13 protein-coding genes are annotated in these 12,533 nt (G+C 69.9%); 11 read left to right on the forward strand and 2 right to left on the reverse strand.

The window, feature by feature from the left end:
• Window positions 1–6: 6 nt before the first annotated feature.
• Window positions 7–945, reverse strand: a complete 939-nt coding sequence (locus Phou_RS49765) for a hypothetical protein (RefSeq protein WP_246274874.1) — start codon at window positions 943–945, stop codon at window positions 7–9.
• 73 nt (window positions 946–1,018) lie between these two features.
• On the opposite strand from Phou_RS49765, the gene Phou_RS49770 reads away from it, so the two are divergent.
• From Phou_RS49770 to Phou_RS49790, 6 genes are all read left to right on the forward strand, one after another.
• Window positions 1,019–2,317 carry an aspartate aminotransferase family protein gene (locus tag Phou_RS49770; protein ID WP_173071912.1) on the forward strand — a complete coding sequence of 433 codons (1,299 nt, stop codon included), beginning with the start codon at window positions 1,019–1,021 and terminating at the stop codon, window positions 2,315–2,317.
• Window positions 2,318–2,410: 93 nt separating this feature from the next.
• Window positions 2,411–3,832, forward strand: coding sequence for an N-acetylglucosamine/diacetylchitobiose ABC transporter substrate-binding protein (ngcE, locus tag Phou_RS49775; RefSeq protein WP_173071914.1), 1,422 nt, complete (start codon window positions 2,411–2,413; stop codon window positions 3,830–3,832).
• A 16-nt stretch (window positions 3,833–3,848) separates the two neighbouring features.
• Window positions 3,849–4,223 (forward strand): carbohydrate ABC transporter permease, encoded by a 375-nt coding sequence (locus Phou_RS55210; protein ID WP_308785264.1) that lies wholly within the window; start codon window positions 3,849–3,851, stop codon window positions 4,221–4,223.
• On the forward strand, window positions 4,163–4,756 hold the full coding sequence (locus tag Phou_RS49780; protein WP_308785266.1) for a carbohydrate ABC transporter permease: 594 nt from the start codon (window positions 4,163–4,165) through the stop codon (window positions 4,754–4,756). Before Phou_RS55210 ends, Phou_RS49780 begins: the two co-directional genes overlap by 61 nt.
• Window positions 4,753–5,652: a carbohydrate ABC transporter permease gene (locus tag Phou_RS49785; RefSeq protein ID WP_173071916.1), complete on the forward strand. Its 900-nt coding sequence runs from the start codon at window positions 4,753–4,755 to the stop codon at window positions 5,650–5,652. The genes Phou_RS49780 and Phou_RS49785 overlap by 4 nt, the downstream gene beginning before the upstream one ends.
• 16 nt (window positions 5,653–5,668) lie before the next feature.
• Window positions 5,669–6,127 (forward strand): GNAT family N-acetyltransferase, encoded by a 459-nt coding sequence (locus Phou_RS49790; RefSeq protein WP_173071918.1) that lies wholly within the window; start codon window positions 5,669–5,671, stop codon window positions 6,125–6,127.
• Window positions 6,128–6,972: 845 nt separating this feature from the next.
• Here Phou_RS49790 and Phou_RS49795 read toward each other — a convergent pair.
• Window positions 6,973–8,052 (reverse strand): BadF/BadG/BcrA/BcrD ATPase family protein, encoded by a 1,080-nt coding sequence (locus Phou_RS49795; protein ID WP_246274876.1) that lies wholly within the window; start codon window positions 8,050–8,052, stop codon window positions 6,973–6,975.
• 184 nt (window positions 8,053–8,236) lie between these two features.
• On the opposite strand from Phou_RS49795, the gene Phou_RS49800 reads away from it, so the two are divergent.
• The 5 genes from Phou_RS49800 to Phou_RS49815 all read left to right on the forward strand — a co-directional run bounded on the left by Phou_RS49800 (window position 8,237) and on the right by Phou_RS49815 (window position 12,483).
• Entirely contained in the window at window positions 8,237–9,130 is an 894-nt protein-coding gene (locus Phou_RS49800; RefSeq protein WP_173072193.1) for a MurR/RpiR family transcriptional regulator, read from the forward strand.
• Between the two features lie 68 nt (window positions 9,131–9,198).
• Window positions 9,199–10,632, forward strand: coding sequence for an N-acetylglucosamine/diacetylchitobiose ABC transporter substrate-binding protein (ngcE, locus tag Phou_RS49805; RefSeq protein WP_173071920.1), 1,434 nt, complete (start codon window positions 9,199–9,201; stop codon window positions 10,630–10,632).
• Between the two features lie 5 nt (window positions 10,633–10,637).
• Window positions 10,638–11,024, forward strand: a complete 387-nt coding sequence (locus Phou_RS55215) for a carbohydrate ABC transporter permease (RefSeq protein ID WP_308785268.1) — start codon at window positions 10,638–10,640, stop codon at window positions 11,022–11,024.
• Window positions 11,021–11,548 carry a carbohydrate ABC transporter permease gene (locus Phou_RS55220; RefSeq protein WP_308785269.1) on the forward strand — a complete coding sequence of 176 codons (528 nt, stop codon included), beginning with the start codon at window positions 11,021–11,023 and terminating at the stop codon, window positions 11,546–11,548. Before Phou_RS55215 ends, Phou_RS55220 begins: the two co-directional genes overlap by 4 nt.
• 11 nt (window positions 11,549–11,559) lie before the next feature.
• On the forward strand, window positions 11,560–12,483 hold the full coding sequence (locus Phou_RS49815; RefSeq protein ID WP_371872288.1) for a carbohydrate ABC transporter permease: 924 nt from the start codon (window positions 11,560–11,562) through the stop codon (window positions 12,481–12,483).
• Window positions 12,484–12,533: the final 50 nt, after the last annotated feature.

A 12,533-nucleotide genomic window follows, 5' to 3' on the forward strand; every position in this document is an offset into this window, starting at 1 on the left:
TGAGGGTCAGCCGCCGAGGGCGGCGACGAGCAGGCGCATCGAGCGGATCGTGGAGCGGATCTCCTGCAGGTACCGCCCGGCGGTGAGCGTGGGCTCCGGCAGGGGCAGCTCGTCGGTGAGCCGGGGGTCGACGCCGACCGTGTCGACGGCGCAGCCGTACGGCAGGCCGAGCGTGCGGACCGCGTCGCAGTGCTGGAAGGGCACGTAGATCGGGGCGGTCACGACCAGCAGCCGGTCGCCCTGGGCCAGGCCCGCCCGCTTGGCCCAGAAGCGCTGGGTGTCGGCGGTGTGCGCGCGGCGTACCCCCGGCTCGGACGACGGGGCGGCCAGCACCGCGATCCGCGGGCCCTCGGCGGGCGCGTACGTGCGCACGGACCAGGAGCCGTCCGGTGCCAGGTCCGTCTCGACCGGCTCGTCGACCTTGAACGCCCGCCGCACACCAAGGTCGAGCACGTCGACCTCGCTGCGGCAGCCGGCGACCGGCGGCAGGGCCCGCTCGGCCGGGGACAGCGGCCGGAAGCTGCCCAGCACGCCCACCTCGCCGGCGGCGGTGCCCCGGTGCAGCAGGTGCGCGGCGTACGCGGTGCGCCGCAGGCAGGCGTGCGCGAGCCCGCCCAGCACCACCACGTGCCGGTAGTCGCGGCGCGGCGGCGGCTTCGCGCCGACCATGCCGAGCGCCTCGGCCGCCGCCTCGACCAGCTCGGCGACCTCGGGGAGGAAGTCGGGCTCGCGGGCGTCGGGGCGCTCGCCGCCGTCGCGGAAGTCCCAGTGGGTCGCCGAGAACGCGTCCAGCCACCCCAGCAGCGAGGGGCTGTCGCCGCCGGGCCACCGGCCGCCGAACGCGGTGATGAGGTCGCGCAGGGGCGCGGACGTGATCCAGCGAGCCACGCCGTCAAGCACGGCGGCTGGCTCGCCGGACGGGAGCGGGACCGGCTGCACGTGCACGGTCGGATCTTAACGGTGTGGGCGGTTACACACTGTAGGTTGCCTACCGGGCCGTGTCGTTGGAAAGTGCGGTATGACCGATGACCTGCTCGCACGCCACCAGGCTGTGCTGCCCAAGTGGATGCCGCTCTACTACGCGGAGCCGATCGAGATCGTGTCCGGCTCGGGGTGCCGGGTCACCGACGCGGCCGGCCGCACCTACCTCGACTTCTTCGGCGGCGTGCTGACCACCATGATCGGGTACGACGTGCCGGAGGTGCGCGAGGCGGTCGAGCGGCAGCTGCGCACCGGCGTGGCGCACACCTCGACGCTGTACCTCATCCGGCAGCAGGTCGAGCTCGCCGAGAAGATCGCCCGGCTCTCCGGCATCGAGGACGCGCGGGTCTTCTTCACCAACTCCGGCACCGAGGCCAACGAGGCCGCGCTGCTGGTCGCCACCAACCTGCGCCGCTCCAACCAGATCCTCGCGGTGCGCAACAGCTACCACGGCCGCTCGTACGCGGCGATGGGCATCACCGGGCACCGCAGCTGGTCGGCGAGCAGCCTCAACCCGCTGCAGGTGGCCTGGCTGCACTCCGGCGACCGGCTGCGCGGCCTGCTCGCCAAGCTCGACGAGGCCGACCACATCGAGGCGGCCGTCGAGGACCTGCGCGAGGTGCTGGCGACGCAGACCGCGGGCGACGTGGCGGCCCTGATCGCGGAGCCGATCCAGGGCGTCGGCGGGTTCGTGTCGGCGCCGGACGGGCTCTTCGCGGCGATCAAGAAGGTGCTCGACGAGCACGGCATCCTGCTCATCTCCGACGAGGTGCAGACCGGCTGGGGGCGCACCGGCGAGCACTTCTGGGGGTACCAGGCGCACGGTGTCACCCCCGACCTGCTCACGTTCGCCAAGGGCATCGGCAACGGCTTCGCGCTGGCCGGCGTGGTAGGGCGGGCCGAGGTGATGAACGCGGTCTCGGCGATCTCGTTCTCCACGTTCGGCGGCAACCCGATCTCCACGGCGGCCGGCAACGCGGTGCTCGACTACGTGCTCGACCACAACCTTCAGGAGAACGCCCAGCGGGTCGGCGCCATCCTGTTGGAAGGCTTGCGCGCGGCGGCCGCCGACACCCCGGTCGTGGCCGAGGTGCGGGGCAAGGGGCTGATGCTGGCGATCGAGTTCGTGCGGCCGGGCACGGTGGAGCCGGACGCGGCGGTGGCCGGGCGCGTCTTCGAGCTGGCCAAGGAGGGCGGCCTGCTCGTGGGCAAGGGCGGCCTGTACGGCAACGTGCTCCGCATGGGCCCGCCGCTCACGCTCAGTGAGGAGGAGGCGCGGGAAGGGCTGGCCATCCTGGTGGACGCGATCGCCCGGGCGGGAGCGGTAAACGGGTAACGGTTCGGCGCTCAGGGGTTGCTGTCACCCACGACTTGTCGTAAGAATCCTTCAAAGCGTTAACAGCGACTGAAGGGAAGTGACGCGGCCCCCATGAATAGTACAAGGCGTGACATTCTCCGTCGCGGGGCTGTCGCCGGGATCCTGGCGACCCCCGCGGCTGGCCTGCTGTCGAGCTGTGCGATGGGCGGGGGCGACGACGACAACGACGCTGCCGACGCCAACCGTGGCGACAAGACCGCTGAAAACCCCTTCGGGGTCAAGGCGGACGCACCGCTGGAAGTGGTCATCTTCAACGGCGGGTACGGCGAGGAGTACGCCAAGGCTCACGAGGCCATGTACAACGAGAAGTACCCGAACGCGAAGATCACGCACTCGGCCACCCAGGAGATCGCCAAGACCCTCCAGCCCCGCTTCGTCGACGGCAGCCCGCCGGACGTGGTCAACAACTCCGGCGCCGCCCAGATCGACATGGGCAGCCTCGTGTCGCAGGGCGCGCTCGCCGACCTCAACGAGCTGCTGGACGCGCCGAGCCTCGACATCCCGGGCAAGAAGGTGCGCGACACGCTGCTGCCCGGCGTGGTCGACGTGGGCAGCTACGACGGCAAGTTCCACGTGCTGAACATCAGCTACACCGCATACGGCATCTGGTACTCGACGAAGCTTTTCGCCGACCGCGGCTGGGAGTACCCGAAGACCTGGGACGAGCACATCGCGCTGTGCCGCACCATCAAGGCGGCCGGCATCGCGCCCTGGACCTACGCCGGCAAGCACCCGCGGTACATGAGCTGGCCGGTCATCTCCACGGCCATCAAGCTCGGCGGCCTCGACGTCGCGAAGAACATCGACAACCTGGAGCCCAACGCCTGGAAGTCGGACGCGATGAAGCAGTCGGTCGAGGCGTGGCACCAGATCGTCAAGGACGGCTTCATCCTGCCCGGTACCCCCGGCCTCGACCACGTGCAGTCGCAGACCGAGTGGTGCCGCGGCAAGGCGGCGCTCATCTCCTGCGGCTCCTGGATCGAAAACGAGCAGAAGGCGGTCACCCCCGCCGGCTTCAACATGGCGATCGCGCCGACGCCGAGCCTCAGCTCCGGCGACAAGCTTCCGTTCGAGGCGATCCGCGGTACGGCGGGCGAGCCGTTCATCTTGCCGGCCAAGGCGAAAAACGTGGCCGGCGGCCTGGAGTACTTCCGGACCGTGCTGTCGATGCGCGGCGCCAAGGACTTCACCAGCAAGGTCTCGGCGCTCAGCGTGGTCGCCGGCGCGGCCGACGGCACGACCCTCCCGCCGGGCCTGACCACCGTGGTCAAGGCGCTCGAGGCGTCCGGCACCAACGGCTTCAACTGGGTTTACAACAACTACTACCGCAAGCTGGAGCGCGAGCTCGTCGACGCGGCGTGCGGGGAGTTCTTCAGCGGCCGGATCGGCCCGACCGAGTTCCTCGAGCAGTGCCAGAAGGGCGCTGACATGATCGCCCAGGACAGCTCGCTCAAGAAGTACAAGCGGGCCTGAGGGGCAGGGGCGGCACATGCGGCACGGCAAGTACCCGCTGATCATCACGTTCCTGGTGCCGCCCCTGATCCTGTACGGCGTCTTCGTGCTCTCGCCGTACCTGCAGGCGTTCCAGATCTCCACCACCGACTGGCTCGGCTACTCGGCGGACGCCAACTCGGTGGGGTTGGACAATTTCGTCCAGCTGTTCCGCGACGACTACGTCTGGAACGCCATCAAGAACAACGCCATCCTGCTGGCCCTCGTGCCGGTACTGACGATCACGCTCGGCCTGTTCTTCGCGACCATGCTCAACATGGGCGGCCGCGGGGACGGGCCGGCGTCGTCGGCGTGCGGGGGACCGCGGCGTACCGGCTTGTGTACTTCTTTCCCCAGGTGCTCTCCGTCGTGATCATCGCGGTCATCTGGCAGCAGGTGTACCACCCCAACGCCGGCCTGCTGAACGCCGCGCTCAAGCCGTTCGGCGTCAGCGGGCCGAGCTGGCTGGGCGATCCGCGCACCGCGTTCTGGTGCGTGCTGGCCGTGATGGTGTGGGCCAACGTCGGCTTCTACGTCGTGCTCTTCGGCGCGGCGATGCAGGCCATCCCGCGCGACATCTACGAGGCGGTGCTGCTCGACGGCGCCTCCCGCCTCGTCACGCTCCGCCGCATCACGATCCCGCTGCTGTGGGACACGGTGCAGGTCGCCTGGATCTACCTGGCGATCGCCGCCCTCGACGGCTTCATCCTCGTGCAGCTGATGACCAACGGCGGCCCCAACTTCTCCTCCGACGTGATCGGCCTGCGCATGTACAACACGGCCTTCGGCAGCGACACCAAGTTCGGGTACGCCTCGGCGATCGGCGTCGTGATGTTCTTCCTCACGCTGTCCGTTGCGGTGCTCGCGCTGCGCGCGTCCCGCCGCGACCGGATCGAGTACTCATGACCGCCGTCGCCTCGCCGGAGACCGCTGCGCCCTCGACCGCGCCGTCCGCCGACCGCCCGCTGCGCCGCGACTGGGGTGTGGCAAACGTCTTCTCCCACGGCTTCCTGCTGCTGTGGGCGCTGCTGACCACGCTGCCGCTGCTGTGGGTGGTGCTGAGCTCGTTCAAGAGCGACGACGAGATCCTGACCGACCCGTGGGGCCTGCCGGGCGCGCTGCGCTTCGAAAACTGGGAGCGCGCGTGGACCGAGGCGCACATCGGGCGGTACTTCCTCAACAGCTTCGTGGTCGTCTCCGGCTCGCTGACGCTCACGATGCTGTTCGGCGCCACCGCCGCGTACGTCTTCGCCCGCTACGACTTCCGCTTCAAGCAGGTCTTCTACTACCTGTTCGTCGGCGGCATGATGTTTCCCGTCTTCCTGGCGCTGGTGCCGCTCTTCTTCGTGGTGCGCAACGCCGGCCTGTTCAACACCTGGCGCGGCCTCATCCTCGTGTACGCGGCCTACTCACTGCCGTTCACCGTCTTCTTCCTGACCGCCTTCTTCCGCACGCTGCCGCAGGCGGTCGCGGAGGCCGCCCTGATCGACGGCTGCGGCCATTTCCGGCTCTTCTTCCGGGTGATGCTGCCGATGGCCCGGCCCGGCCTGATCAGCGTGGGCATCTTCAACTTCCTCGGCCAGTGGAACCAGTTCATCCTGCCCCAGGTGCTGCTGCCCAACGACGAGTCCCGGTACGTGCTGGCGCAGGGCCTGTCCGCGCTCGCGGTCAGCCAGGGCTACCAGGGCGACTTCAGCGGCCTGTTCGCCGGCCTGACGATCGCGATGCTCCCGGTGCTCGGCGTCTACATCCTCTTCCAGCGCCAGATCCAGTCCGGCCTGACGGCGGGCCACATGAAGTAGCAAGTATCTTGCCCGCATGGCAGTGACAGCGCGGAAGGCGACCGCGGCCGACGCGACGGCGATGGGCGAGCTGCGGTGGCGGTGGCCGACCGAAGAGTCCGGCTACAAGGGCACGGACCGGACCGAGTGGGTCGCGACGTTCGCCGCGTGGGTCGTCGACCACGCGCGGACCCACATCCCGTTCGTCGCCGAGGTGTCCGGCCAGGTGGTGGGCATGGCGTGGCTGATGCTCGCCGACCGCGTGCCGGCACCCACCCACCGCCACCGCCGCACGGGCGACGTCCAGGCCGTCTACGTGGCACCGGAGCACCGCGACAGCGGCGTCGGGGCGGTGCTGCTGGAGGCGCTGCTCACCGAGGCACGCACGCTCGGCCTCGAACACGTCACCGTCCACTCCAGCCGCCGCGCGGTCCGCTTCTACGAACGCGGTGGCTTCGACCCCGACCCCACCTGGCTCCGCTGGCTCCCCGCCTGACCCTCGCCCCGGGTGGCGGCCGCGCATGCTTGCGGTTCGTGCGACGGCATCTCAAGCTGGGCGCACGGATGCGCCCACCCCGCGCCCGGGTCCTGCTCGCGTGGGTGCTCGTGCCCGCCGGCTGCGGCCCTGGGTGCTGGCTGTGGCCTTGCCTGTGCTGGTCGTGCGGGAGGGGGGCGGTGGTGGCGCGACGGCATCTCAAGCTGGGCGCACGGATGCGCCCACACCGCCCGGGGGTCAATCGGGGGAGTCTTTGACCTGCTCGCGCGGGTGCTTGTGCCGCCGCCCGGCTCTCCACGCCGACCGTGGCCCTCTCCGTGCCGGCAGTGGCTTTCCCTGTGCCGGCGGTGGCCTCTCCGTGCCTGCCGTGGCTCTCCGTGCCAGCGGTGGCCCACGACCGTGCCGGCGGTGCCTTCCCTGTGCCGGCGGTGGCCTTCTCCGTGTCGGCTGCGGGCGAAAGAGGTCGCCTGGGTCGCGAACATGGTCGCCGGCGCCTCCCGGGCGTCGCGCCACCGGGGGCGAGCACGAGCGGGCCCGCCAGGAGTGTCCCGGGCTGGGCGCATTGCTGCGCCCAGCTTCGGATCCTGCCGCAAACCAGCACTCCGTATCCCCGCTTGGCTTGCGGGCGGACACGAGACTCCAAGCGCCCCTGCCGCTGGAGCTGGCGGCCCCTGCGGCGACGGTCGCGGGCCTAGCGACGACTGCGGGCCGGGCGGCGACGACTGGCGGCGACGACTGCGGGTCTGGCGGCGACGACTGCGGGCCTGGCGGCCACGCTGGCAGGCCGGGCGGCGACGGTCGCGGCACGGGCGGTGACGTCGCGGTTCGGCGGCACGCGCGCGGCATCAAGGGCGCTCAGCTGTGGAAAGGAGCGTGACCCTCCGCGGCGGCCCGCGCCGAACGGTCCACCGCCTAGGGGAAGAGACGGGCGTGCAGGGCGGCGGCCTCGGGCGGGGAGAGCAAGGGGCGGGCGGCGAGCCAGGCGGCGGCTGCCGCGCCGTCGGAGGCGCGGGGGCGTTTGGCGTCGGGCCAGCGGGCGGCCAGCTCGCGCTCGACCGCGGGGGCCAGCGGGGTGTCGCCGACCAGCAGGCCGCCGGCCAGCACGATGGGGCTCGCGTCGCCGGGCTCGCGGATGCGGGCGACGCTCTCGGTGAGCAGGCGGGCGGCCTCGTCCAGGATGGCGGTCGCGGTGCGGTCGCCGGCCGCCTGTGCGGCGATGACCAGCGGGGCGAGCTGGGCCAGCTCGATCGGGGGGCGGCGGGTGACGCGCTGTACCAGCAGATCGACCTTGTCGCGGGCGGACAGCGCGCCCAGGTCCGCCCGGCCGCCCGCCAGGGTGCCGGTGGTGCCCGGGGCATCAGGGTCTCCACGACGGCGGTTGCCAGGTGGCCGAGCGGGTGGCCGGCGTCCATGGCGGCGAGCGTCGCGCGGACCGCCTCGCGGCCCAGCCAGAAGCCGGAGCCGGCGTCGCCCAGGAGCCAGCCGTGCCCGTCGGAGACGCGGTCGAGGGCGAAGCCGCGGATGGTGACCGCGATGGCGCCAGTGCCGGCGATCAGCACCGAGCCGTCGGGGCTGGCCGTGCCGGACGCGTAGGCCACGAGGGCGTCGCCGATCAGGTTGAGCGGGCACGTCAGGCCGGCGTCGGCCCACGCGCGGTCGAACGCGGCGCGGCTCGGCGGGTCGGCCAGGAGGCGGGCCACGCCGGCGAGGCCGATCGTGCCGGCTCGTACCCGCGCGGGGTCTATGGCGCCGAGTGCCGCGGAGAGTGCCTTCGCCAGCTCGGCCGCCGCCGCCACGGCGCCGTGCGATGTGGGGTTGCCGCCGCCCGCGGTGCCGGTGCCGACCCGGTCGCCGGCGAGGGAGGTGACCAGGGCGCGGGTTGACGTGCCGCCGATGTCCAGCCCGATCACGAGTGCGTCCGACACCCGCTCATCGTGGTGCCGGCAGGCCTTTGATAGCGCTCCCAGTCGGTAACAGTTTGAAAACTTCGCCCAACACCTTGACAAGGTAGCCCTGTTAGTAAGAACTTTTACCACTATCAGTTAACACTCCTTTCCAAAGACTTGACCTTGGTCGGTGGCTGGGAGACGCGCGGAAGGGCGGGACGACATGGACACCCCGGTGGCTATGGACGGCGTGTTGCTGGCCGTTCGTGCCAAGCTGCCGGAGTTCACCGGCGCGTTGCGCCGCGTTGCCGACCAGGTGCTGACCGACCCCACCGGCGCGGCGCGGGCCACGATCGTCGAGCTGGCCGAGCGGAGTGGCACCTCGCCGGCGACGGTCACCCGGTTCTGCCGGGCGCTCGGCTTCGAGGGCTACGCCGAGCTGCGCCTCGGCATCGCCGCGGAGACCGGGCGGGCCCGCGCCGCCGGCTGGACCGTGGACATCGGGCGGGAGATCGAGCCCGGCGACCCCCTCGAAAAGGTGCTCCAGCAGATCATGGCGGCCGACACGCGGGCGATGCACGACACCGCCGGGCTGCTCGACCTCGACGAGGTGGAGCGGGCCGCGGACGCGATCGCCGGCGCCACGCGGGTCAACATCTTCGGCGCCAGCGGCAGTGCCCTGGTCGGCGAGGAGATGCAGTTCAGCCTGCACCGCATCGGCGTCGCGGCGTGGGCCTGGACCGACGTACACAATGGACTCGCCAGCGCCGCACTCCTGCGCGCCGGCGACGTCGCGCTCGGCATCTCCCACAGTGGACAGACGCGGGAGACCATCGAGATGCTCGCCGAGGCGGGCAGCCACGGCGCCACGACCGTGGCTCTCACCAGCTTCCCGCGCTCGCCGCTGGCCGAGCTCTCCGACATCGTGCTGCTCACCGCCACCCAGGCGACGACGTTCCGCCCGGACGCGCTCTCCGCCCGGCATCCCCAGCTGGTCGTGCTCGACCTGCTCTACATCGCCGTCGCGCAGCGCACCCACGACCGTGCCCACGCCGCCTTCCAGCGGACCGCCCAGGCCGTGGACGGCCACAAAGCCGGCAAGGAGGCGGCCAGATGAGCCCACCCGGGACACCCAGCGAGCCAACTCAGCACAGTCCCACTACACCCCAACCGAGGAGACGCAAAATGTCCGTAACCCCCGACAGCACGTCGGATCTCACCCGTCGCACGCTGCTGCGCCGGGCTGCGGCCGCCGGTCTGCTCGCGACACCGGCCGCCGGTCTGCTCAGCGCCTGCGTCGGCGGCGGCGAAGACGAGCCGACCGACCAGGCTGAGGGCGAGAAGAGCGCCGCCAACCCGCTCGGCGTGGACGGCAAGGCCCCGCTCGAGATCTACATCTTCAACGGCGGTCTCGGCACCAAGTACGCCACCGACGTGCACGTGCCGTCGTACAAGAAGGCTTTCCCCGACGCCGAGGTGAAGTTCAACCAGGCCGAGGAGATGGCGACCGTGCTCCAGCCGCGGTTCACCAGCAACCAGGCGCCGGACATGGTCAACAACGCCGGTTCGAAGCTGATGGACCAGGGCGCGCTGGTGCAGGCCGGGCAGGTGCAGGACCTGACCGACCTGTACAACGCCCCGTCGCTGGACATCCCCGGCAAGACCGTCAAGGACACGCTGGTGCCGGGCACGATCGAGCAGGGCTCGTTCAACGGCAAGCCCTACGTGCTCAACTACGCCTTCACCGTCTTCGGCCTCTGGTACTCGGACAAGCTCATGCAGGCCAACGGCTGGACCGCGCCGAAGACCTGGGACGAGTTCACCGCGGTGCTGGACAAGGCGAAGGCGGCCGGCAAGGTCGGCTACGCGTACGCCGGCGCGAACGCGGCCTACTACCAGTACCTGGTGATCCTCACGACCGCCGCCAAGATCGGTGGCGCCGACGTCCTCAAGAACATCGACAACCTCGAGGACGGCGCGTGGACCGCCGAGCCGGTCAAGCAGGCCGCGCAGCTGTGGGGCGAGATCGGCGCCAAGTACATGGACAAGGCGCACCTCGGCCTGCGCCACACCGAGGTCCAGCTCCAGCAGAACCAGGACCGCGTGCTCTTCTACCCCTCCGGCTCCTGGCTGGAGAACGAGCAGGCCAAGGACACCCCGGCCGGCTTCAACTACGCCGTGATCCCGGTGCCGAGCGCCTCCTCGTCGGACAAGCTGCCGCAGAGCGCCATCTACGCGGCGGCCGGCGAGATGTACTTCGTCGCGTCCAAGGGCAAGAACCCGCGCGGCGGCATGGAGTACCTGCGCCACATGCTCTCCAAGGAGGGCGCGAAGGGCTTCACCCAGCTGACCAAGGTGCTCACGGTCGTGCAGGGCGCCACCGAGGGCCTCACCATCTCGCCCGGCCTCACCAGCAGCGAGGCGATGCTGAAGGCGGCGGGCAGCGACTACTTCGCGTACCGCTGGGACACCTGGTACAAGAAGATGGACGACGAGTGCCGCGCGGCCACCAACGAGCTGATGTTCAACGGTGGTGACGCGAACAAGTTCGTGACCCGCATGCAGAAGGTCGCGGACGACGTGAAGAAGGACCCCTCCATCGAGAAGTTCAAGCGGTAATCGTCATGCGGCATGGCAAGTACCCGTTCATCGTCGGCTTCCTGATCGCGCCGGTCACGATCTACGTGACGTTCGTCATCGCCCCGTACCTGCAAGCGTTCTACCTGGCGATGACGAACTGGCGTGGCGTCTCGGCGAACGCGAAGTTCATCGGGCTGGACAACTTCGAACGGTTGCTTCAGGACGACGTCTTCTGGAAGGCCGTACGGCATCACGGCATCTTGCTGCTTGTCCTGCCGCTGGCGGCCATCGCGATCGCCCTCGTCTTCGCGTTCCTGCTGAACGTGGGTGGAGGGTCCAAGGGCGGCGCCATGAGAGGAGTCTGGGGGTCGAAGTTCTACCGCATCGTGTTCTTCTTCCCCAGGTCCTCGCCGTCGTCATCATCGGTGTGATCTTCCAGCGGGTGTACGCGCCGGACGAGACCGGCCTCGTCAACGGGATGCTCGGCCTCGTCGGGATCGACCCGATCCCCATCATGGCGGACAAGAACATCGCGCTCTTCGCCATCATCGCGGTGCTCGTGTGGCAGGCGGTCGGCTTCTACGTGGTGCTCTTTTCCGCCGGCATGGCGTCGGTGCCGAAGGACATCTACGAGGCCGCGGTGCTCGACGGCGCCGGGCGGGGCAACATGTTCTTCAAGGTCACGCTGCCCTTGCTGTGGGACACGCTCCAGGTCGCCTGGGTGTACCTGGGCATCGCGGCGTTCGACGCGTTCGCCATCGTGCAGGTGCTCTCGATCGAGCAGGGCGGGCCGGACGGCGCCACGACGGTGCTCGGCATGGAGATCTACCGCAACGCCTTCTCGTACTCGCAGTTCGGCTACGCCTCCGCCATGGGCGTGGCGCTCTTCTTCCTGACCATCACGTTCGCCGCGCTGACCCTGCGGGTGAGCCGGCGCGAGACGATCGAGCTCTAGGGGTATCGACAGTGGCACGAATCGACACCCCGGCGCCCGCGCGGCCGGACTCCGTCCCGCCCCGCCGGCGCAGCAGCCCGGCGGCGGACAACCGTCGCGAGATCAGCGTGCTCAGCGGCTTCGCGCACGTGGGGCTGGCGATCTGGGCGATCATCATCATCGCCCCGCTGCTCTGGATGTTCCTCGCCTCGTTCAAGAGCAACACCGAGATGTACCTGGGCAACCCGTTCAGCCTGCCGTCGAAGATCAACCTCGACAGCTACGTGCGGGCGTGGAACGAGGCGCACGTCGGCCGGTACTTCATCAACAGCGTCTTCGTGGTCACGCTGAGCACGGCGGGCACGATGCTCTTCGGCGCGATGGCGGCGTATGTGTTGGCGCGCTACAAGTTCATCGGCAACCGGGTCATCTACTACCTGTTCGTCTCCGGCCTGGCGTTTCCGGTGTTCCTGGCGCTGGTCCCGCTTTTCCTCATCGTCAACAACATGGGGCTGCTCAACACGTTCACCGGCCTGATCCTGGTCTACATCGCGTACTCGCTGCCGTTCACCGTGTTCTTCCTGGCCGCGTTCTTCAAGACGCTGCCGAACTCGGTGGCCGAGGCGGCCGTGATGGACGGGGCGTCGCACACGCGGCTGTTCTTCCAGGTGATGATGCCGATGGCGCGGCCGGCCCTGGTGAGCATCACGATCTTCAACATCATCGGGCAGTGGAACCAGTACCTGCTGCCGGTGGCGCTCATGCAGGGCGAGGGTGCGGAGGAGAAGTGGGTGCTCACCCAGGGCATCGCGAACATCTCGGTGCAGGCCGGCTACGAGGCCGACTGGGCCGCGATGTTCGCAGCGGTCACCCTCTCCATCCTCCCCATGATCATCATGTACGCCATCTTCCAGCGCCAGATCCAGGCCGGCCTGACGGCAGGCGCCGTGAAGTAACCCCCCGGAAGCGTTGATCAGGGACTTGGTGGGGCGCGTCCTCGGCGTGG

The sequence above is a fragment of the Phytohabitans houttuyneae genome, assembly GCF_011764425.1.
GTDB lineage: Bacteria > Actinomycetota > Actinomycetes > Mycobacteriales > Micromonosporaceae > Phytohabitans > Phytohabitans houttuyneae.